This window comes from Bacteroides sp. ET71 (genome assembly GCF_023336905.1).
Taxonomy (GTDB): Bacteria; Bacteroidota; Bacteroidia; order Bacteroidales; family Bacteroidaceae; genus Bacteroides.
On sequence record NZ_JAMBLS010000028.1, the window covers coordinates 14,140 to 36,919 of the forward strand.

Here is a 22,780-nt window from a genome sequence, read left to right on the forward strand (position 1 = left end):
GTTAATGGTAAATGATTGATAGCAAGCGGTTAATGGCTAATACCGGACACGGGTTCCGTAGTCTTTGCATTGAGCCATTAACCATGTGCTGTTAACCGTTAATCAGCGTTTTGTAGGCTTCGGCATCCAGCAGGCTGTCGAAGTCGGCATCGTCGGCAGGTTTCACCTTGATGAGCCAGCCTTCGCCGTAGGGATCCTGGTTCACCAGTTCGGGCTGGTCGGCCAGGGCAGTGTTTTGTTCGAGCACTTCGCCGCCGACGGGCATGAAGAGGTCGGAGATGGTTTTCACAACTTCGATGGTGCCGAACGTGTCGCCTGCTTCCAGCGTTTCGCCTTCGGTCTGGATGTCTACGAATACGATGTCACCCAGTTGCTGTTGTGCGTAGTCAGTGATGCCCACGTAGGCAATGTCGCCTTCCACGCGAATCCATTCATGTTCTTTGGTGTACTTTACGTTAGTCGGATAGTTCATAATAGTTTGTTTTTAATGGGTTATAGTATGAAAGAATATTCGCAACATGACGCCGTAGAACGGGTCGAGCACCAGTATCGAGCAGACCAGGCCCGTGAAGAACCCGCTCAATACTTCGCCCAGGGTGTGGTGTTTCAGGATGATGCGTGCGCTGCCCAGCAGTCCCGAAACAAGGATAAAGAAACACAGCCACCAGACGGGGTTGTAGTTGAACAGCGAGCAGAACACTGTCACCCCGCCAATCACGGCTCCGGCGCCCGCCATGTGTTCGCTGAGTTTCCAGCGCAGGTTGACCACTACGCAGATGACCATGATGACCAGGGCTGTCCAGATGATGTTTATCATGTACCAAGGCAGGTTCATGCGGTACATCATGACCAGCCCGAAAGCATACGAGGTTATGGTGAGCAGGAAGGGTACGTAGCGCCGTCGGCGCTCTACCAGGTCGCGCAGGCTGAAGCCGTTCATCTTTCGGAAGAGGAAGATGGTGAGCGTAGGCAGGAAGATGGTGAAGATGTAGACTATGGCCAGCACCAGCAGTTTGTAGCTGAGGGGCATCATGCGCAGGTAGGTGCAGAAGAAGATGACCAAGAAGGCCAGGAACGGTATGGAGAACGGTGTGAACACCGCCGACACCACGCGCGATGCCTGTAACAGTCGTTTTTCTTCGGTTGCTTCCGTGTATGTTTCTGCTTTCATGGGCGTGGAATTATTTGCGCAGCCGGGCCACAGGGATGTTCATCTGCTGGCGATACTTGGCCACGGTGCGACGGGCTATCGGGTAGCCTTTCTGTTTCAGCATCTCGCACAGTTCGTCGTCGGTGTAAGGTTTGGACTTGTCTTCGTTGTCAATACATTCCTTGAGTATCTTTCGTATCTCGCGCACGGACATTTCTTCGCCGCTTTCGGTGACGTAGCTGTCGCTGAAGAAGAACTTGAGGGGGTAGATGCCGTAGTTGGTTTGCACGTATTTGCTGTTGCTGACGCGCGACACGGTTGAGATGTCCAGCCCGGTACGTTCGGCCACGTCTTTCAGAATCATGGGGCGCAGCAGCGATTCGTCTCCTTCGCGGAAGAAGGGTTGTTGCAGGTCGATGATGGCCTGCATGGTCTTCATCAGCGTGTCTTGCCGTTGTTTGACGGCGTCGATGAAGCCCTGTGCGGCGTCTACCTTTTGTTTGAGGAAGAGCATGGCTTCGCGCGACTCTTTCGACTGGTTGGCCTTGTTTTTGGTGTGTTCTTCCAGCAGGGTGGTGAAGTCGCGGTTCATGCGCAGCTCGGGCATGTTGCGGTTGTTGAGCGAGAGGTTGATGGTGCCGTCGTCTTCTGTCTCTACTATGAAGTCGGGCACAATCTGCTGCATGTTCTTGCCTATGGCTTCGCCCATTGAGGCGCCGGGGCGCGGGTTGAGGCGGCAGATTTCGCGGATGGCGTGGTCGGCCGTATCTTTGTCGATGCCCAGTTTCTGCTGTATCTTGTCCCAGTGTTTGCGGGTGAACTCTTCGTAACATTCCTGCACGATGCGCTCTTCTGTCAGTAGCAGCGGGTCGGGTTCGGTGTGCCGCTGTTGCATCTTCCTGCGGATTTGGATGAGCAGGCACTCTTGCAGGTTGCGTGCTCCGAGTCCGGGCGGGTCGAAGTCTTGGATGATTTTCAGCACCTCTTCCAGTTCTTGCGGGGTGGCTTCGATGCCGGCGTAGATGGCCAGTTCGTCGCTGATGCTGTCCAGTGGCTTGCGCAGCAGGCCGTCGTCGTCCAGCGAGCCGATGAGGTATTCGGCCAGTTCGCGCTGGTGGGGCGTCAGGTCCTGCTCTCCCAACTGTTCTTTCAGTGTCTCGTAGAAAGAGGTGCTGTCCGAGAAGGGGATTTCCTCCGCCTTGTCGTCGCGGCTGCGGTTGTTCTCCTGCAGTTTGTAGTCGGGTATGTCGTCTTCTGTCAGATAGTCGCTCAGCGAGTCGTAGTCCGTGTCTCCTCCGTCTTCGGGGCTTTCGCGGTCTGAGTCGGCCGTGTCGGCATAGTCATCGTTGTGCGTTTCTTCTTTGCCTTCTTCCAGGGCGGGATTTTCCAGCAGTTCGGCGCGCACGCGGTCTTCCAGTTCGACGGCGGGCAGCTCCAACAGTCTCACTACCATGATTTGTTGGGGCGACAGGGTTTGCACCTGTTGCTGCGTCTGCGTCTGTACTTGTCGGGAAGCTTGTGCCATATACGATTTGTTTCGATTGTTGTCGGCTACAAAAGTAGTGAATAGTTTGCGAAAGCGAAACATTGCGGGGCGATATTTCCGTCGGCGGGCTATTTTTGCCGCATGGGATGACACACTTTCCTTTTTTCTTCTTATCTTTGGGAACTTTTCGCGGCGGGAGGGAGAGGCGTGCCGCCGTCCTTTCCGGTTCGGAGAAGCTGTGCTTCTTGTTCGGAAAAGCCGTGCCTCGTGTTCGGACGGGCGGCGGCTCTTGTCCGGCAGGGCCGGGGTTTTCCCGCAGGGTGGCTATCGTTGCTGCGAAAGTTTGAAAATCAGATGGTTAAGAATAGACGTTAAAAAGATAGATTGATTTATGTTTGCAAAAGAGACTTACGTGCAACGCCGTGCCGTGCTGAAGAAGGCTGTGGGCCACGGCGTGCTGCTGTTCCTGGGCAATGACGAACAGGGACTTAACTACGAGGACAATACGTTCCGCTACCGCCAGGATTCTTCTTTCCTGTATTATTTCGGCTTGTCGTTTGCGGGGCTGAATGCGCTGATTGACATCGACGAAGACCGCGAGATTATCTTCGGCGACGAACTCTCCATCGACTACATCGTCTGGATGGGTACGCAGCCTACCCTGCACGAGAAGGCGGCCGCCGTGGGCATCACGGAGACCCGGCCTGCCGCCCAACTGACTGAATACTTGCACAAGGCCGTGCAGCAGGGGCGCACCATCCACTACCTGCCTCCCTACCGCGCCGAGCACAAGCTGAAGCTGATGGACTGGTTGGGCGTGCCCCCTGCGCACCAGGAGGGCTCGGTGTCTTTCATCCGCGCCATCGTGGCCCAGCGAAACGTGAAGACGGACGAGGAGATTGCCGAGATAGAACGCGCGTGCGACATCACTGCCGACATGCACATCGCCGCCACGCGCTTCATCCGTCCCGGCATGTATGAATACGAAGTCGTGGCAGAGATGAACCATGTGGCCGAAAGCCACAACTGCGAGCTTTCGTTCGCCACCATCGCCACCATCAACGGGCAGACGCTGCACAACCATTACCACGGCAACCGCATCGACGAGGGGCAACTCTTCCTTATCGACGCCGGAGCCGAGTTGCCTTCGGGCTACTGCGGCGACATGTCGTCCACCATCCCTGTCAGCAAGACCTTCACCCCGCGCCAGCGCGCTGTCTACGAGATTCAGAACGCCATGCACCTTGAGTCGGTCAAAGCCCTCAGACCGGGCATCCCCTACATGGACGTCTACGACCTCTCTGCCCGCGTCATGGTGGACGGCCTGAAGGAGTTGGGGCTGATGAAGGGGAACACGGAAGATGCCGTGCGCGAATGCGCCCACGCGCTGTTTTACCCCCACGGGCTGGGGCACATGATGGGCCTGGACGTGCACGACATGGAGAACCTGGGCGAAGTCTGGGTGGGATACGACGGCCAGCCGAAGAGCACGCAGTTCGGGCGCAAGAGCCAGCGCCTGGCCATCCCCCTGCGGCCGGGCTTTGTGCACACCGTCGAGCCGGGCATCTACTTTATCCCGGAACTCATCGACCTCTGGCGCAGCCAGGGCAAGTTTACCGACTTCATCAACTACGACAAGGTGGAGGAATACCGTCACTTCGGCGGCATCCGCAACGAAGAGAATTACCTCATCACCGAGACCGGCGCCCGTCGTCTGGGCAAAAAGATACCGCTGACGCCCGACGAGGTTGAGGCGTTGCGTTGACCTGCCTTAAAGAAGAGCGGCCGGTGTCCGAAGGGAAATGCTCCCAAGGACACCGGCCGCTCCTTTGTTTCACGGACAGGCTGATGATGGTCAGTCTTGCGCCAGCTTCTCCTTCAGCGTGGGCACCAGCAGGTTGTGGTCGCGCAGGTCGTTGCGCAGCCGGTAGCTGCCGTCCTTGTCCACCACGACATACGACGGGATGCCGTCAATCTGGAACTTGTCACAAAGGTAAGCCCACTGCTTGTCGTTCAGGCGGAAATGTTTGCCCCGGATGTCGGGAATCATCGTCTTGTATTGGGCGATGGGCGAAGTCTCGTTGGCGATGTATATCCAGACTAAGTTGCCGTCGTTCAACTCCGAGCTCTTCAGCGGCTCTGTTTGCCGGATGGAAGCACGGCACGGACCGCACCACGTGTTCCAGAAGTCCACGAAGACCACCTTCCCCTTGTAGGGCGACACGATGGCATCGAACAACTGTTCTATCGGCACCTCGGGCGTCGGCTCGATGACGGCTTTGCCCTCCACCTCTTTCAGTTTATCCAATGTGGTTTGTTGCATCTTGCGCAGGGCTTCTGCGTAGAACGACTCGTCTTCGGAAAAGACTTTCAGGTCTTCGTCGGCCAGTTCGCCGCCTTTTGCCTTCTGGATTAGACGGGCAAACTTGCGGAGCGAGCCAATCAATCCTCCTTCAATGCCGGCAACCTTCATCCAGGCATCGTCTTCATAAACTACGGGGCCGGTATAATCGTATACCCGTTCACCCATCAGCAGCATGGGGTCATTGATATCAAACAGTTGGCAAATGGCAGCTTGGTCCTTCGGCGTCAGTTTGTCTATACCCTTCACCGGATGCTTGTAGTCCCAGTCTTGCTTGGCGGCCCGGTAGTTCAGTTCTCTGATGTGGTCGCCTTGCAGTATGGCTGCTACTGCTTCTTCCTTCAGTGAGCATAGGTGCAACTCCTTGCCGAGTGGGGGGAGCGTGTCTTGGGCGATGCTGTCCGCAAGCGTCTGATACGTCCTGACGACGTGGGCTACATAGTCTTTTGCACTCATCTTGTAGTCGGCGAATTGTCCACTGTACAGGTTCATGGAGTATCTCCCGTCGTATTGCTCGTTGTTTGACCAATTGTTCAGGTTGGCGTAAGTCCCTTTGGCATACATTTGCCGCAGGGCAGGTCGTTGGAAGCCTGCCCGGCGCGAGATGGCTCTCAACCCTGTTATTCGCATGTCTGTATAGAATTCTGCGTGTTCGCCAGGTGCCAACCAGAATGTTCCTCCTCTTAACTGATGTCCTATAACGGCGAAAGCCTGGGTCGGGCCGTATTGCATAAAGCGGAAGGTTGCCACGCCTGTGACAGAATCAATGGAAGCGATGTACTCATCCTGGCCGCCCAGCAGGGTGTTGACGTATAAGTTGATTTCTTTTCCAAACTCTTTGCGGTAGTTCAGCAGGTGCAGGTCGACCGTCGTCTCCCCGATTTGGAAGATGGGGGCGGGCATCGGTGCGTTTTCGTTTATCGCAAGGGCTTCGGCGGGGATGCCTTGGGGGGCTTCGTATTCTGTCTTTCCGGTCAGGTCGATGCCGAACAGCTTGAAGCAGTCTTCGCAGTCGGACTCGATGAAGTCGAACGACTTGGTGCGGAGTGGGAGCGGTTGGAACGTAAGCCGGAAAGTTGCCTCTCCAGACTCGGGCATCCAGAACAGCGAGTCGGGTGTGATGCCTTCCGCGCGGGTCATGGCGTACTTCCGCCCGTCGGCCCGTAGGTATGTGCGCGAATCAATCCTAATCCACATATGAGGGTTGAAGTACGCATCGACCGTCAGAATGGTCGCTGTGTCCGTCAGTTCTACGCGCGAGATGTCCAGCGTCATCGTGTTGGCGGTTTCAATCAAAGGATTCTCCACCGTGCGGGGGCCGCTGGTGCATGCTGCCCATAGGAAAGGGAGCAGGAGGATGAATAGTTTTCTCATGTTCTTTTTAGTTTTATTTAAATGTGAATAATGTGTTTAGTGTCAGGCGTGCAGTTCCAGAATGAAACGTGCTCCCTTGTTGTAGGACGGGTCAAGCGTCAGGCTACCGTTCATCTTCGTGGCCTCTAAGGAGCAGATGGGAAGCCCCAGACCGTCGCCTTGTGTCAGGTCGCGCACGGCATTGAAGGGCTTGAACAGGTTGGCTCTGCTGTCTTCGACAATGCCACAACCCGTGTCGGTCACAACGAATTGGTGGGTGTGTGCCCCACGTTTTTTGAAGTCCAGCCAGATTTTGCCTTCGGCGGGCGTGTGTTTGGCGGCGTTCAGCAGGAGATGACGCAAGACTTTGGACACGTGTTCTGCATTGATGCGCACGTTCAGCTTGGGCGCGTTGACGGTCAGCGCGACGCCTTCCTGCACTTGGCTGCGCACTTCGTCGGCCACTCTCTCGCAGAAGGTGGCGACGTTCGTTTCCTCCAGTTCGTAAGGCTCGCCCAAGGTGTCTTCCAGTGCCGAAAGCTCTTCGATGTGGGCGGTGAAGGCTTGTAAGGCCTGCACGGCGGGCAGGTTGGCGTCCAGCGTGTCCAGTGTGGGTTGCATCTGTGCGGATATGTGGCTGATGAATTGCGTTTTCAGCGTCAGGTGCTCGTTCAGTGTGCGGATGCTTTTCTGCTGCTTGCGGTTCAGCGCGATGAAGCGCAAGAGCACGATGCCTCCCAATACCAGTGCGCCCGCCAGGATGGCTGCCAGGATGCACAGCCCGACAATGGTGTAGCGGCGGGCTGCCAGGGCATCGTCTTTTTCACCGATGGTTTGCAGGCTGGAGTCGTATTGGGCTTTCAAAGCGTTGTATGCTTGCTGTGCCTTGATGTTGGCAATGGAGTCGTGCCACGCCATGTAGTTGGAGTAGGCACGCGCCATCATGCTGGTATTGCCCGAGCGGCGGCTCATGCCTATCAGTTCTTGGTAGCAGGCCTCGGCCTTGTCGTAATCCGCCTGTTGGGCATATTGCTCGACCAAGTGTTTGAAAGCCTGGTCGCCCTGTGCGTTCATCCCGAAGGTGTAGTAGTAATTGGCCTGCGTGTAGAGCAGGTTGGTGGACAGCGAATCTACCTTGGCAGCCTTAGCCCATCCTTCCAGCTTGGACAGTTGTTCTTTGGCGCTGGCGGTCTTGCGCAGTTTGATATACATCCGCAGGCGCTCGCGTGTCACCGGGTAGCGCAGGGCAGGCATTTCTTTTCCTGTCTTCTGTTCTCCGCCGATGATGGTGCGTTCTACGGAGTAGAGCAGGTCGAAAGCTTCGTTATAATAGTTCTCGCGGTGGTAGAGTGCGGCTGCCTGCACGCCACATTCCGTAGCCTGGGCATATTGTTCGTTTGCCGCAAAGGCGTTGTAGGCTTGCAAGAAGAGGTAGCGTGCCCGGATATAGTCTTTCTGCGACAGGCTTGCCCTGGCTTGCTTTTCGAAGTCATTGCCGCGTTCTTGCGCCCCGGCGGTCAGGCAGAGATGGCAAATAGCCATTAAAAACAGTAAACTGATGACTCTTTTCATATCAAATGATGCTTTGTTCGCCCGTAAAGTTACGACATTCTTTCATAGCTTGTACGTCGGGGCGTCCTTTTTTTGAAAAGTGGCGGGACGCCTGTCACTTCGGCAGGCGAAGAAGTCATTCCTTGTCCGGATGGGCATAGTCGCTCTCGTTCTTCACGCCTGTGATGTCGCGGCTGTTGGGGACAGCGGTCAGCAGTGCCTTCCATTCTTCCCATGTCCAATCGGTTGACGGTGTGAATTGCTCCGACTTCATGTAGCGCAGCAGGGCGGTGCGGAATTGCTGGCCTTCGGGTGTGCCGGCCACGGCGTCCAGATTGACGGTGCACATAAGCAGGCGGCCCGGGCCTATGCAGGCTTCTATCACCAGCCCCAGTTTGTGATTGCGTTCTACGTTGTCTATCACCTGCACCAGCGGACGGTAATCGGCTTCGGTCGTGTTCAGTATGAAGGGGCGGCCGTTGCGGGTGATGCTCCACCATTGCCAGTTACTGTGCGCTTCGGTGGGGAAGTGGCGGAACAGGGGATGCTGGGGGGCGACCAAGACGGACAAGGTGCCGGGCGATATTTCTTTGCCTGCATTTTCCGAGATGGTTTTAAACATGGCGTAGTTCCAATAGTCGGGCGTGAACAGTCCGCCTACGCTTTGCTGCCGGATGCTGTCGTGCGAAGGGAGGAATAGCACCCGTTCGCCCACTGCCAACCTGCTTTTCATCTCTTCGTCGGCCTTGTCGGTGATGTAGATGCCTTCGGTACTTTCCGGCGCTTCGTCGGGATATACCCAGAGATGGTAGTAGTTGTGATAGGTCCCGCTTTTCAGACGTAGCGTCAGCCGTTGGGGAGTTTTCAGGTCGTTCAGTTTCACGGTGATGTGCCCGATGGTGGCTATGTCTCCTTGGGCTACTGAGGCCGGTATCTGTCCGTTCCGTTCCCAATGGCCTGTTTCGTCGGTCAATGTCCAGGACAGTGGTGTGTGCCAGTCGTTTTCTTCGTAGTTGGACAAGGCGATGGGGATGGTGAGTTCCTGGGAATTACGTACGCAAAAGTCCTGAATCAAAGCCAAGGGGACTACCGGTGCGCAGAAGCCGCGGAAGGTCTCCGGGTCGGCCATGCCTTTGCTGTCCATGAAGGCGTCCAGGATGCCCACCAATGCGGAACCTTGTCCGGGGTAATCCTGGAGGTCCAGCATCTGGAACCCGCCGAAGCCGGGGGTGCGGAAAGCGTATTCGATGTCAGCCTTGTAGCAAGCCATGGCAAAGCGTCCGGTGGCTTTGCTGAAGTCGTCGGCCTGGCTGTACAGCCCGTTGGGCTTCAGCCTGTCGCGGAATATTTCGAGGTTGTAGGGGTAGAGGACGCCTTTGTATTTGGCTATCTGCTGGTAGTCCGGATAGATTTGGAACTGGCACGTCTCGTGTCCTACGACTGGCCGCGGACAGGAAGCAATGGCTCGCGCATAGTTGTCTACGGCGTTGGGACGGGTGTTGTTCAGTATCCCTCCTTGTTCGGCGTCTACGAAAGCAAACGAGGTGCGCACGTGGCTTTCGTACAGGGCCGAACCGCCCACCCTGCATGTGACGAAGAAGTCCTCCCCGTCTTGCGGGCCTTTCCAGCCCAGGAAGTTGTTGGCACCAAAGCAGTAGAGGTGGCGGTTGTCCTGCCGTCTGAAGTCTTCTATCCATTCACGCATCACTTCGATGTCGCCGCCCAGTTCATTGCCCAGGCCCAGCATCATGAAAGAGGGGTGGTTGCCCAGTTGCCGCAGCACCATGTCGCCTTCGCGTTTCAGGAAGGTGTTCAGGGCTGTGTTCTGTCGGTCGATGGTGCCCCACAGGGGCAGTTCTATCTGGAAATAAATGCCTTCGATGTCGGCGGCTCGCAGGGCTGCGGCAGGGGGCGTGTAGGAATGGCAGCGGTAATGGTTCACGCCGTATTGTTTGGCGATTTGGAACACCCGCCGCCACGAAGCGACGTCCATCGGGGCATAGCCGGTCAGCGGGAACACGCAGGCATCGTGCTTGCCGCGCAAAAAAGTCTTCTTCCCGTTCAGCACAAATTGAGTCCCTTCTGTCGAGAACTGCCGCATACCAAAATCAGTTTGACAACCGTCTTTCCAACGGCCTTGGCGCAGGCTGATGTCCAGACGGTAGAGTGCCGGGTGGAACTCGCTCCACAGCAGGGGGGCGTCGCCCATGTCGATGGTCAGGTTGATGTCGTTGCGCCCTTCTTGCAACAGAATTTCCCGGGTGAGGGCAGACAGTTCGTGCGACATCGGCGAGTTCCACGCGTGTCCGCCGACGCTTATCCGTGCCTTGCCTTTCTTTCCGCCGATGACAGCCAGTTTCAAGACAGCCTGCTTCCGTTCGACATCCGGATATACTTGGGCGTCTTCTATGTAAGTAGCCTCCCGGGCCTCCAGACAAAAGTCACCCAAGATTCCGTTCCAGTTGGTCTGGGTGGCATCGCTCCAGGCATGCGACCCTTGTATCTCCTTGGGGACCGACGTCGGCGAGTTGTCAATGCGGATGGCAATGCGGTGTGTGCCCGGCGTCAACGGGGGCAAGTCGTAGCAGTGAGGTGCATAGATGTGTCCCTGACTGCCTATGCTGTCGCCGTCCACCCAGAGCGTGCTGGGTTTGGTGCGTTCCATCAGCAGCCTGACTTTCTTCCCTGCCCACGAGTCGGGGATGATGACGTCGCGTTCATACGTTACTTGTCCGGAGTAAGGATAAAGCCGTGTCAGTTGGGAGGTGGTTTGTGTGGAATGGCGTCCGTCGCCCAAGCGATTCTCGTCCGTAGAGCCGGGCAGGCGACATTCGCCTAACGATGACTGCCAGACTCCCGACAAGTTTATCCGTTCGCGTTGCCAGATACCCGTTTCTTGTCCGTTCAACTTGATGGCCAGGCATAGGCAGCAGCTACCGATGAGGAGTGCTTTCAGCAGGCGGCCGTTTCTTGATTCCTTTTTCATGCTCGTATCTTTGGAAAGGTGAAAATGCTTGTCAGGCAAGCAGATGTAGCTTGCTCCGACAAAGGTATCCAAACTTGGGGAACATATCAATAGCTTTCTTGTCTTTTTTGTTACGGTGGAACATTTGCACCCCTTCGAAACGACAAAACATGCCTGTTTATTATCCCTGCCGGTGACCTCGAAGAAGAGCCATGCTTCTTCGAACAAAAGCGACGGCTCTTCCGGCCAAGGAACGAGTCTTTTTCCCTGGGTGTTGCAGTCAGTACTTAAAGCTGCTCCCTCCCAGGAACTCGCGCAGCAGCGACGTGGGCGGAATCTCCTTGTCTTGCACGGGGATGAAGTATTTGATGAACTTCAGCAGGCGGTAGGCCTCGGCATATTCCGGACAGTTGCGCGGTACGCTGTTCAGGATGGGTTCGGCGTGGTAGCGCAACACGGCAAATTCGAACAACAGGGCCGAGTTGAACATGACGTCGGCATTCTCTTGGTACGGGAAAATCCATTTGTCCTCGCCTGCGCGTACGCTGGGCCAGCGCGAAATGGTCTCCTGTGCCGAACAGCCGCGGTAATTATAGTCCCGGATGATGCGCCGCAACAGGCGGTTGTCCGTAGTGGGAATCCAGTTGTGGTCGTCCAGCGAAATCGTGGTCAGCGCCGATACATAGATTTTGAACTTGTTTTCGTCTGGAATTTGCGGCGTCAATTCCGGATTAAGGGCATGGATGCCTTCCAGGATGAGCACCATGTTTTTGTCGATGCGCAGCTTCTCACCGCGGAACTCTTGTTTGCCGGCAGTGAAGTTGAAACGCGGTAGCTCAACTTCTTCGCCCCGCAACAAAGCTTGCAGTTGGTCATTGAACAACTGCAGGTCGAGTGCATAGAGCGATTCGTAGTCGTAATTTCCGTTGGCATCGCGCGGAGTCTTTTCGCGGTCTACGAAGTAGTCGTCCAGCGAGATGGGATAGGGGTGCAACCCATTTGTCATCAACTGAACCGACAGGCGCTTGCTGAAAGTAGTCTTTCCAGACGATGATGGCCCGGCTATCAGCACCAGCCGTCCGTGAGGGCTGTTATCCTGGCAGCGGTTGTAGATTTCGTCAGCAATCTGGGCAATCTTTTTCTCTTGCAGGGCCTCGGCCACTTTGATGAGGTCGGTGGCTGCTCCCTCCTGGCAGGCGCGGTTGAAGTCGCCCACGTTGCTCAGACCCATGATGTGGTTCCAGCGCAGGTGTTCCTTGAAGATGTCTAACATCTTTTCCTGTTTGACCATCTCATCCAGCTTGGTCGGCTCCGTCTTGTTGGGGATGCGGAGCAACAGCCCGTCGTAATATTTCACGAGGTCGAACAGATAGATGAACCCCGTGCTGGGTAACAGATTGCCGTAGTAATAATCTATGGTATCGTCCAGCGTATAATAATAAGTATAAAGCGAACCGGACGTTTCCAGCAGTTTTACTTTGTCGTTCATGCCCTGCTCACTAAAGATACGCACGGCCTCAGTCGTGTGACATTCGGTTCGGTGGAACGGGATGTCTTGTGCAATGATTTCCTGCATGCGTTGCTTAATGGCGGTGACGTCTGCCAGTTCGATGGGGCGGCCAATACGTAAGTTGCAGAAATAGCCTTTTGAAACAGGGTGTTCCACATAGAGTTTTCCTTGCGGAAACAGCTCACGTACGGCTTTATAGAGTATGAAACAGAGTGAACGGACATAGGTGCGCATACCCGAGGGATCGCGCACATCGAGAAACTCTACATCCTTGTTGTTATAAACCCGGAAGTTGAGGCCTTCAGAGCGGTTATTGACTTTGGCACTGACCACTTGATAAGGGAAATCAAGATTTAATCCCTGATAAATTTCCAAAAGTGTGCTCCCAACGGGAAATTCTTTGGAAATATTATTATTTTTGCAACAAATTTGTAACACGTGTTTCATCTTCCTTTCTTTTGAATTTGCACCTTAAAGATAGGGTTTAAAACACAAGCTTCAAAGAAACCCATTAAATAATTATAGATGGAATATTCTTTTTATGATTTGTTAAAGCTGCTCGGCTCCTTGGCCTTGTTTTTGTATGGCATGAAGATCATGAGCGAGGGGCTTCAGAAGTTTGCAGGCGACCGCTTGCGCAAGATTCTCACCGTGATGACAACCAATCGTGTGACGGGAGTACTGACCGGTATGTTAATAACAGCCTTGGTACAATCGTCTTCGGCAACCACTGTGATGGTGGTAAGTTTTGTCAATGCGGGACTGCTCACACTCTCCCAATCTATCAGTGTTATTATGGGAGCCAATATCGGTACCACAGTGACCGCCTGGGTCATTTCGGCATTGGGATTCCAGGTCGATGTCTCTGCTTTTGCTTTACCGTTGCTGGCTTTCGGTATTCCGTTGTTGTTTTCGCAGAAAAGTTCCCGTAAATCGGTGGGTGAGTTCATCTTCGGTTTCTCCTTCCTGTTCATGGGGTTGGCGATGTTGCAGGCCAATGCACCCGACCTGGAGAAGAATCCAGAGATGTTGGCCTTTGTACAGGAATATACGGACATGGGCTTTGCTTCGGTTTTGCTCTTTGTTTTTATCGGTACGCTGCTTACCATGATAGTTCAGGCTTCATCGGCTACGATGGCCATCACGCTCATCATGTGCGCCAATGGCTGGATTAGTTTTGAACTGGGTGCAGCATTGGTGTTGGGTGAAAACATCGGGACCACCATCACAGCAAACTTGGCCGCTTTGACGGGCAACACACAGGCCCGGCGGGCCGCTTTGGCTCATTTGGTATTCAATGTATTTGGTGTTATCTGGGTGCTTTGCGTTTTCCCTTTCTTCACAGGCGCTGTGTCTTGGTTTGTAGAGCATGTAATGGGTGTGACAGAGATGTCGGTAGCTGTTCCTTTCAAGCTTTCGGCTTTCCACACCGCTTTCAACGTGTGCAACGTATTGGTCTTAATCTGGTTCGTTCGTTTTATCGAGCGGACGGTTTGTGCTATTATCCCGCAAAAAGAACAGGACGAAGAATATCGTCTGCGTTTTATTACAGGTGGCATGTTGTCCACTTCCGAGCTTTCAATCTTACAGGCCAGCAAAGAGATTCATTTGTTTGCCGAGCGTATTCACCGTATGTTTGGGATGGTGCGTGACTTGTTGCATACGGAAAAAGACGACGATTTCAACAAACTGTTCAGCCGGGTAGAAAAATATGAAAACATCAGTGACAGTATGGAATTGGAGATCGCCAACTATCTGAATCAGGTTTCAGAAGGCCGTCTGAGTTCAGAAAGTAAGTTGCAGATTCGGGGTATGTTGCGTGAAGTGACAGAGATAGAAAGCATAGGAGACAGTTGTTATAACCTGGCACGTACCATTAACCGCAAGCGACAGGCGAATGAGGACTTTACGGAAGGACAATATGAACATATTCACGAAATGATGAAACTGGTGAACGATGCTCTATTGCAAATGCTGGTAGTTGTGGAGCGCACAGAGCATCAGCAGGTAGACGTAAACCGTTCGTTTAACTTGGAGAATGAGATAAATAACTATCGTAACCAGTTGAAGAATCAGAACCTCATCGACGTAAACAATAAGTCTTACAGCTATCAAATGGGTGTTTATTACATGGACATCATTGCCGAATGTGAGAAGTTGGGCGATTATGTGGTGAATGTAGTGGAAGCCAATACCGATGTGAAAGAAAAGAAATCGGCTTAAGACGATTCTTTGGTGCGAAGTTTGTCACGTTTTACAGTGTCTTCGCATGATATGAAAACGGTTGGCCATGGGAATCTTTTTCCCGGCCAACCGTTTTTTGTTCCTATTTATTCGCTTGCTTCAAAGTCTTCTTTGCCTACTCCACAGAGTGGACATACCCAATCGTCGGGTAAATCATTGAAGGAAGTTCCAGGCGCAACACCGTTTTCGGGGTCGCCTAATGCGGGGTCATAAACATAACCGCATACGTTGCAGACATATTTTTCCATATTCTTTTTCTTATTTGTTTGGGTTGATAGTTTTTCTATAATAAACTGATAACACGTGTATTCAGCTCTTGTTCATTCCGGTTTTGGCATTTAAGTTTCTTTAGCAATATTCCTGTACATTCAGTTCGCCGCGCAGAGCTCCCAAGGCATTGAGCGCTAAAGCCTCCAGCTCGTCTTCGCCAGGATAGACTTGTACAGGTGCCAGAAAAGTGATGCGTTTGGTCAGGCGAGAGATGACGTAATCTGAATGAGCTATCCCGCCTGTTAACAAGATGGCATCCACTTGGCCATAGAGCACAGCCGCAGAAGCACAGATATACTTAGCTATTTGATATATCATAGCATCCAATACCAGTCGGGCATGTTCATCCCCTTTTTCAATCCGTCCGATGATGGCAGGAATGTTTGTGGTTCCCAGATGTGCAGCCAGTCCCGCATGGCCTGAGATACGTTTTTTCAATTCTTCGCGGGTGAATCGTCCGGAATAGCACAGGTCAATGAGTGCGCCGGCGGGCAGAGTCCCGGCTCGTTCGGGAGAAAAAGGGCCTTCGCCGTCAAGAGCATTATTGACATCGATGCAACGCCCGTGGCGGTGTGTACCAATAGATATACCACCACCCAAGTGACAGATGATGAGGTTGAAATCTTCGTATTGTTGTCCTTGCTCGCGGGCAAAACGCCGGGCCACGGCGCGTTGGTTAAGGGCATGCCAAGTGGTGATGCGCGGCATGAGGGGCGAACCGGTGATGCGTGCCACGTCATCCAGCTCGTCCGTTACACCCGGGTCGGCAATGAAAGCGCGGCAGCCACAGATACTTTTGGCCAGGTGTGCGGCGATGAGGCAACCCAGGTTGCAGGCATGAGGGCGGGGAGCATGCAGGGCATCGTGCAGCATCTGTGCATTTATCTCATATACGCCACCGGGAATTGGCTTGAACAGTCCGCCGCGACCGATGACAGCATCAAACTGCAGAGGAATGTTGTCGGCTGCCAGTTCATGCAGTACTACCTCCTTGCGGAAGTCAAACTGGTCGGTGACGTGGGCAAAGGCAGATAGCTCTTCTATGGAATGATGTAGTTTACGGACCAGTCGGGGAGTGGTATCTTCGTAGACGGCTACCTTGGTAGAAGTAGAACCGGGGTTGATGGCAAGTATCTTCATAGTGGCTGATGTTTTGGGTTACGAACCATAATCAAAGTCGGTGGTTTGCGGTATGTATAGGGTATAATACGGTTTATGTATTCTTATAATCTGTGACTTATGACACGTTTCAGTGCAGTGAGCCCATTGTCGGATTATTCCGATGTCAGGCAGGCCATGGCAATGCTGTAATATTTCGACAGCCCCGAATCACTGCGCGAAGGCAGTACGACGGGACACATGGGCCCTTGCAACAGGCCTGCCATGTCGGCGTGGCAGAACAGAGATACAGTCTTGTAGAACGCATTGGCACTTTCGATGTTGGGGAAGATGAGAACGTCGGCTTCTCCTTCGATGGGCGAGACAATGCCTTTGATGTCGCCACTGGTTTTCTCGCATGCCGTCTTCACGTCCAACGGGCCGTCGATAATGACGTTGCCAAACTCGCCGGCTTCGGCCAGTTCTACGATATTTACATAGTCCAGCGAATGAGGGAATTTGGCACTGACTTTCTCCGTGCAGTGGATAAGGGCGATGCGGGGCTGCTGTATGCCAAAATGATGGCAGGTACGGATGGCATACTGAATCATCTCGATGCGCTGTTGCAGGGTGGGGCGGGGGATGACCGCCGCGTCTGAAAAGAACAGCAGCTTGTCATACGTCGGAATCTGTACCACGGACAAGTGTGTCAATACCCGTCCACGAGGAAGCAATCCATGCTCCTTGTCCAAAACGGCATGCAGCAGATTGTCAGTGTTGATAATACCTTTCATCAGGATGTCGGCTTCACCGTCGCGTATAGCCTGCACGGCCCTTCTGGCTGCGGTATCAGGATCATCTTCTGGCAAGACGTGCACATATTGAGGATAATCTTTCAATGTGGGATAATGCTCTAATATGGCAGGATTGCCAATCATCAGGAACTCGGCAATGCCTTCGCGCAAGCAGCGTGCAATGGCATATTCCGTATTGGGGTCATTGGCGCAGACCACGGCAATGCGTTTCCGCTGGTTCAAAGTCTGCAAGTGTGATGTGAGTTGCTTAAAACTGCGTATAGGGTTCATGGTGTCGGATTTTTGGCAAATATACAGCAAAATGTCGAGAAATATAGCCTTGTAGAGCGAAAAAATTGAGCCGTATGCTGACAAAAGTTCATTTTCTCTCTTCGTGTGGAGCTTTTGTTTTGTGCGGATGTCCGGATGCTTTCAGGGAGAAAGGATTATTTTTTCGATACAGATGGGGCCTTTATACGGAAAAGATTTTGTAAGTTTGCGTTTGTCAGCAGGAAGTGTTTCTTTAAGCTGTCATGTAGAACTTTTTATTTGTAAAGATATGAAAGGGCGACTTGTTTTTTGTGCATTTTGGCTTGTATTGTTGGCTATTCCCGGAGTAAATGCCACCAAATTGGTGGAGGTGAAAGTGGTGGATAAAGACTATCTGATGCTGTTCTTTAAAGACGGTGAAGTCTTTTATCGCGATGACGGTAAAGGCCCCAGCGCCTGTCGCGGACATGCTTGGGCGGAAGGCGATGACACGCTGAAAACCTATGGCAGAGAATTGGACGTGCAGTTGGCTGCGCTTGCTTCTTCTTGGTCGGTTGTTTCGCCTGACGATTCTTATTATGAGGCTCCGGGCAGGCAGCCGTTGGCAGTCTATCGCAAGTCGAAGGTGATGAATACAGATGCGAAATTCAACTACAAGCTGAATCATTGGATTTATTTGAAACTGCCTTCGTCCATGAAGGAGGGAAGCACATACGTAGTGAGGCTGAATCCGGCCTTGGGCGCAGACAAGGCGGAAGCGGAGATTGTTTTCGATGTGACCCGTTGCATGTCGGAAGCTGTTCATGTGAACATAATAGGATATACGCCGGAAAGTGCGGTCAAGGCAGCCGACCTTTATCTTTGGATGGGTGACGGGGGACAGCGCGATTACAGTAGCTTTGAAGGGAATAAAGTGTGGCTGTATAATGTGGCGACCGGCAGAAAACAAAGGGTAGGCAAGGTGAATTTTTGGAAGACTTGTCAGACCCATACAGAAGCTTTGGGCAGAAATCTGACCGGTTCTGACGTCTGGAATATTGACTTTACATCGAAGGTCGCTCCCGGGCGTTATCGGCTCGTTGTGGAAGGGGTGGGTTGCAGCATGGATTTCGACATTGATGAAGAGGTCTATTTCGAGCCCTATAAGACGCAGGTGCGAGGCTACTATTATATGCGTTTGGGAGAAGACCGTCCGGACATGACCCCGATTCCCCGGCGTCCCTTGTTTATCCCGGAAACTGACCCCAAGGGATTTACCATCTATCTGACCGATTTGCAGCCTTGGCATCCCGAATGGAAACAGTATCAGGGGGACATTTGGGACGAGCCTCATTTCAAGCCGGCCCTTCAGTCGATGTTCTGGCGTCACCGTTTGCCGGGCAATCCGGTCAATACAGTTGCGCGGGGTGGGCACAGCGATGCTTTCGACTGGGACAGGCATTTGGCGCATGTCAGCAATATTTATGACATGCTTTTGCCTTATTTCCTGACCGGCGGCAAGCTGGATGATGACGACTTGCAGATAGGGGAAAGCGGAAATGGTATTCCCGATGTGATGGATGAAGCGCGCAATGAAGTGGATTTCTGGTTGAGCCTGCGCGACGGAGAGGCTTATTGTCACGGCCTGACAAATCCTTCGGCCGAGCATACGGTCATGTTCCAGGCCGGGGCCACGACGATGGCCGCTTGGGCCAACGCAGCCAATTGCGCCATGATGGCCGACTGTTTCCGCATTTCCGGACATAAGGAATTGGAAGCGTATTATGCGGATGAAGCGGTGAAGGCATTTGATTTCGCTTCACGGCAACCCGACTTGCAGTTGGACGACAAGCAAGACATTGGCGACTGTGTCATGTCTGGACGCGATTTCAAGCATATGGCGGCAGCCTTTCTCTACAATGTCACCGGGGACAAGAAGTGGGAGGACATCATGGCTGCTGAATGTTTGAAGGAAGACGGCAAGCCTTTGGTGCTTGACGCCCGGCGGGGATGCCAGATTTGGGGAACCGCAGCCTACCTGAATACTCCCCGTCCGAGACATTACCCGGAACTATATGCGGCCCTGAAGGCTGCGGTGGCGGAACAGGCCAGGCAGAAACATGTTGTCCACATCGACGAGCGCCCGTCCCGTCGTTCGTCGGACAACAATTACTGGCAGACGGCTCAAAACTTGCATTTGGTTATTCTGGCGCATTTTGTAGCCGGGAAAGACAGCGAAAAGAAACTGTTGGAGAAAACAATGCTGTTAGAAGCCGACTGGGGACTTGGACGCAACCCAAGCAATAGGGTGGAAATGACCGGGCTGGGGCAACGGTGTGTGGAAAATTGCTATACCACCGGACGCAACGACGGCACTCCGGGACTGCATCCGGGACATACTCCCTATAACAACCTGGACACTTGGAACAAGAGCAATGGAAGCGACCCGCAGTGGTTTGTGGAGAAAGGTTATCCGGAGTGGAAGACAGGCGGCTGGCCCCACCAAGAAGCTTATTTCAATTGCCGGTATGTGTGGGCCAATGGCGAGTTCACACCCCGGCAAACGATGCGCGGAAAAATGGCCTTGTACGGCTATTTGCTTGGTATGCAACGGAAGCATTGAGCCTGTGGGCTGTCGGGCGGCTTCCATGCTCCGACACGTCCGTAGACAGCCTGAGCGGCATGTCTATCCCTCGATGTTTTGCACCTCTACTTCTTTCACTTTCTTGAAGAGGTCGGAGGCGAAGATGAAGTTGTTAAGCTGTCCGTTGGTCGAAGTAAATATATCATCTTTCGAGCCTTCCCACTCTTTGCGCCCTTGGTAGATGAAGATGATTTTTTCACCGATGCCCATCACAGAGTTCATGTCGTGGGTATTGATGAGCGTGGTCATGTTATACTCGCGTGTGATGTCGTGGATAAGGTCGTCAATGACGAGCGATGTTTTCGGGTCGAGGCCGGAGTTGGGCTCGTCGCAGAAAAGATATTGGGGATTGAGGGCGATGGCGCGGGCAATGGCCACGCGTTTTTGCATGCCGCCGCTGATTTCGCCGGGATACTTGTTGCCCGCGTCCGTCAGGTTTACTCGGTCCAGGCAGAATTGGGCACGCTTGGTACGGTCGCGCAAGGTGTCGTTGGAAAACATATTGAGAGGGAACATGACATTTTCTAATACGGTCATGGAGTCGAACAAGGCTGCGCTTTGGAAAATCATGCCCATTTCGCGGCGCAGCGATTTCTTTTCTGCTTTTCCCATGGCCAGGAAGTTGCGGCCGTCATACAGCAGTTCGCCCCGTTCGGGGGTCAACAACCCTACGATGCATTTCATCAATACGGTTTTTCCCGAACCACTCTGTCCGATGATGAGGTTGGTCTTTCCGTTTTCAAAAGAAGCGCTGATGTTGCTTAACACCTCTTTACCGTCGAATGACTTATATAGTCCTTTCAGTTCAATCATGGATTAAATGAAAATTAAGAATGAAAGATAAAGAATCCTTTTTTTGTGGAGAATGAAAAATGATGAATGAAGAATCAATTAAATGAAGAATTAAGAATTAAGAATGAAGAATCTCGCCTTTCCTGCATGGTGGCCGTCACGTAAATTCTTCATTCTTAATTCTTCATTCTTCATTTAACTAAGCAGTTGTGTCAGCACCAGGTCGGCAAACAGGATGAGCACGCTGCTGCTCACCACGGCGTCGGTCGACGCCTTGCCCACGGCGATGCTGCCGCCCTCTACGGTGTAGCCGAAGAAAGCCGACACGCTGGAGATGATGAAGGCGAAGACGATGGACTTGATGATGCCCATCCACACGTACCACTCGATGAACATGTATTGCAGGCCATATTCCAGGTCGACGGCGTTCATCATCTGTCCGAACCAACAGGTGCAGAAGGCACCGATGACGCCTGCAAAGATGCTGAAGATGACCAGGATAGGTATCATCGTAATCATGGCTGTTATTTTGGGCAATATCAGGTAGTTGGCCGAGTTGACTCCCATGATTTCCAACGCGTCGATTTGTTGGGTGACGCGCATGGTGCCCAGCTCGGAGGCGATGTTCGACCCCACCTTGCCCGCCAGGATGAGGCACATGATGGAGGACGAAAACTCCAGCAGCATGATTTCGCGGGTCACATAGCCCACCGTCCAGCGCGGCATCCAGGGACTTTCGATGTTCAGTTTGATTTGTATGGTGATGACTGCGCCGATAAAAAACGATATCAGCAAGACAATGCCAATGGAGTCTACCCCCAGTTTGGCCAGTTCTGCGCGGTATTGCCGGAAGAACATGTACATCCGTTCGGGGCGCGTAAACGTGCGTCCCATTAACATAATGTACCGGCCTACGGTTTTTAATGCTTTGTTCATAACCTGTAATTTTGCTTGCAAATGTACGGCTTTTCAGCTTATTTTTGCTACATTTGCCCCGCATTTAATGAAGAATTAAGAATGAAAAATGAGGAATCGCGGGCGGTTTCTTTCCCGCTGTTTCCCATAAGGACTGCCGCCTGTCCATTTCTTCCGATTGGTTCCTCATTCCTCATTCTTCGTTCTTCGTTTTTCATTCTTCATTAAAAAAATAAGCATTTATGGAAGAAGACAATAAAATGGTGCTCCGCACGGAAGATTTGGTGAAAAAGTATGGCAAGCGTACGGTCGTCAGCCATGTGTCTATCGATGTCAAGCAAGGGGAGATTGTAGGTCTGCTCGGCCCTAACGGTGCTGGCAAGACGACTTCTTTCTACATGACTGTCGGACTGATTACGCCCAACGAAGGACGTATTTTCCTGAATGACCTGGACATCACCAAATATCCCGTCTACAAGCGTGCGCAGGCAGGCATCGGATACTTGGCTCAGGAGGCATCTGTTTTCCGCCAGATGAGCGTGGAAGACAACATCATGGCCGTGCTCGAGATGACCGGAAAGCCGCTGGCCTACCGCAAGGAGAAGTTGGAGAGCCTTCTTTCGGAGTTCCGCATCCAGAAGGTGCGCAAGAACAAGGGCAACCAGCTTTCGGGTGGCGAGCGGCGCCGCACCGAGATTGCCCGCTGCCTGGCCATCGACCCCAAGTTCATCATGCTGGACGAGCCTTTTGCCGGCGTCGACCCCATTGCCGTGGAAGACATCCAGCAAATCGTCTGGAAGCTGAAGGACAAGAACATCGGCATCCTCATCACCGACCACAACGTGCAGGAAACGCTTAGCATCACCGACCGCGCCTACCTGCTGTTTGAGGGGAAAATCCTCTTCCAAGGCACGCCCGAAGAACTGGCGGCTAATCAGGTGGTGCGCGAAAAGTACTTAAGCAACAGCTTCGTGTTGCGCCGCAAGGACTTCATGGTCTGAGGCCGGAATGTGTCCTGCAGGCTGGAGGAAGGTCCGCCGCCTGTTGCCTGCAAGGACGCGACAGACCTTCAAAAGTAAAATATCTATATACATCTTGCTTCCAAATTCGTTCTGGATTCGTCTTTTCTTCGTTTCTAAGCACTCGAACTTGGAACGACTTTGGAACGACTTTGGTAGGAATTTGGTAGAACTTCGGGTGGTAAAGGCTGCTGAAAAGAAATTTGTTTACAAGATAATCGGATAAAACGCAGCCGAGAATGAGCCCGGTCGAGCGTAGCCGAGGAATCTCAAGATTGGTCAAGTGAGATGTTTCGACTTCGCTTCGCTCCGCTCAACATGACAGACTATACCTTAATGAAATAGTCAAAAGAGGTTTTGAGCGAAGCTAATGATAGC

Annotated in this window: 16 protein-coding genes; 4 read left to right on the forward strand and 12 right to left on the reverse strand. The window is 53.0% G+C overall.

The features are described 5' to 3' along the window. Positions 1–91: 91 nt before the first annotated feature. The 3 genes from gcvH to rpoN are packed head-to-tail and all read right to left on the reverse strand — an operon-like array spanning position 92 to position 2,675. On the reverse strand, positions 92–472 hold the full coding sequence (gene gcvH / locus M3090_RS12515) for a glycine cleavage system protein GcvH (protein WP_249056756.1): 381 nt from the start codon (positions 470–472) through the stop codon (positions 92–94). Positions 473–484: 12 nt separating this feature from the next. Next, entirely contained in the window at positions 485–1,171 is a 687-nt protein-coding gene (locus tag M3090_RS12520) for a hypothetical protein (RefSeq protein ID WP_249056760.1), read from the reverse strand. A 10-nt stretch (positions 1,172–1,181) separates the two neighbouring features. Beyond that, positions 1,182–2,675, reverse strand: a complete 1,494-nt coding sequence (gene rpoN / locus M3090_RS12525) for an RNA polymerase factor sigma-54 (RefSeq protein WP_249056762.1) — start codon at positions 2,673–2,675, stop codon at positions 1,182–1,184. Positions 2,676–3,027: 352 nt separating this feature from the next. On the opposite strand from rpoN, the gene M3090_RS12530 reads away from it, so the two are divergent. Next, entirely contained in the window at positions 3,028–4,401 is a 1,374-nt protein-coding gene (locus M3090_RS12530) for an aminopeptidase P family protein (protein ID WP_249056764.1), read from the forward strand. Positions 4,402–4,491: 90 nt separating this feature from the next. Here the strand turns inward: M3090_RS12530 and M3090_RS12535 are convergent, their stop codons facing one another. The 4 genes from M3090_RS12535 to M3090_RS12550 all read right to left on the reverse strand — a co-directional run bounded on the left by M3090_RS12535 (position 4,492) and on the right by M3090_RS12550 (position 12,824). Then, positions 4,492–6,372 carry a TlpA family protein disulfide reductase gene (locus M3090_RS12535; protein WP_249056767.1) on the reverse strand — a complete coding sequence of 627 codons (1,881 nt, stop codon included), beginning with the start codon at positions 6,370–6,372 and terminating at the stop codon, positions 4,492–4,494. A gap of 42 nt (positions 6,373–6,414) precedes the next feature. Continuing rightward, positions 6,415–7,923 (reverse strand): sensor histidine kinase, encoded by a 1,509-nt coding sequence (locus tag M3090_RS12540; RefSeq protein ID WP_249056768.1) that lies wholly within the window; start codon positions 7,921–7,923, stop codon positions 6,415–6,417. Positions 7,924–8,038: 115 nt separating this feature from the next. After that, the gene (locus tag M3090_RS12545) at positions 8,039–10,888 is read right to left on the reverse strand and encodes a sugar-binding domain-containing protein (protein ID WP_249056770.1); all 2,850 of its coding nucleotides are present in this window, start codon (positions 10,886–10,888) and stop codon (positions 8,039–8,041) included. 259 nt (positions 10,889–11,147) lie between these two features. Beyond that, positions 11,148–12,824, reverse strand: coding sequence for a nucleoside kinase (locus tag M3090_RS12550; protein ID WP_249056774.1), 1,677 nt, complete (start codon positions 12,822–12,824; stop codon positions 11,148–11,150). Between the two features lie 78 nt (positions 12,825–12,902). Between M3090_RS12550 and M3090_RS12555 the strand changes: the two genes are divergently transcribed. Then, positions 12,903–14,600 carry a Na/Pi cotransporter family protein gene (locus M3090_RS12555; protein ID WP_249056776.1) on the forward strand — a complete coding sequence of 566 codons (1,698 nt, stop codon included), beginning with the start codon at positions 12,903–12,905 and terminating at the stop codon, positions 14,598–14,600. 107 nt (positions 14,601–14,707) lie between these two features. Here M3090_RS12555 and rd read toward each other — a convergent pair whose 3' ends face one another. The 3 genes from rd to M3090_RS12570 form a co-directional block, all read right to left on the reverse strand. Further along, complete coding sequence (rd, locus tag M3090_RS12560) at positions 14,708–14,869, reverse strand: rubredoxin (protein WP_249056778.1); 162 nt, start codon at positions 14,867–14,869, stop codon at positions 14,708–14,710. A 100-nt stretch (positions 14,870–14,969) separates the two neighbouring features. Further along, positions 14,970–16,031, reverse strand: coding sequence for a butyrate kinase (gene buk, locus M3090_RS12565; RefSeq protein WP_249056780.1), 1,062 nt, complete (start codon positions 16,029–16,031; stop codon positions 14,970–14,972). 134 nt (positions 16,032–16,165) lie between these two features. Next, positions 16,166–17,074: a phosphate acyltransferase gene (locus M3090_RS12570; RefSeq protein ID WP_249056782.1), complete on the reverse strand. Its 909-nt coding sequence runs from the start codon at positions 17,072–17,074 to the stop codon at positions 16,166–16,168. Between the two features lie 268 nt (positions 17,075–17,342). Between M3090_RS12570 and M3090_RS12575 the strand changes: the two genes are divergently transcribed. Further along, positions 17,343–19,655: a glycoside hydrolase family 9 protein gene (locus M3090_RS12575; RefSeq protein WP_249056784.1), complete on the forward strand. Its 2,313-nt coding sequence runs from the start codon at positions 17,343–17,345 to the stop codon at positions 19,653–19,655. A 63-nt stretch (positions 19,656–19,718) separates the two neighbouring features. Here M3090_RS12575 and M3090_RS12580 read toward each other — a convergent pair whose 3' ends face one another. After that, positions 19,719–20,489 (reverse strand): ABC transporter ATP-binding protein, encoded by a 771-nt coding sequence (locus M3090_RS12580; protein WP_249056786.1) that lies wholly within the window; start codon positions 20,487–20,489, stop codon positions 19,719–19,721. A 174-nt stretch (positions 20,490–20,663) separates the two neighbouring features. Next, the gene (locus tag M3090_RS12585) at positions 20,664–21,404 is read right to left on the reverse strand and encodes an MlaE family ABC transporter permease (protein ID WP_249056788.1); all 741 of its coding nucleotides are present in this window, start codon (positions 21,402–21,404) and stop codon (positions 20,664–20,666) included. 221 nt (positions 21,405–21,625) lie between these two features. Here M3090_RS12585 and lptB point away from each other — a divergent pair, with 221 nt between their 5' ends. Next, a complete protein-coding gene (gene lptB, locus M3090_RS12590; RefSeq protein ID WP_249056790.1) occupies positions 21,626–22,384 on the forward strand; it encodes an LPS export ABC transporter ATP-binding protein in 759 nt (252 codons plus the stop codon). Positions 22,385–22,780 lie beyond the last annotated feature (396 nt).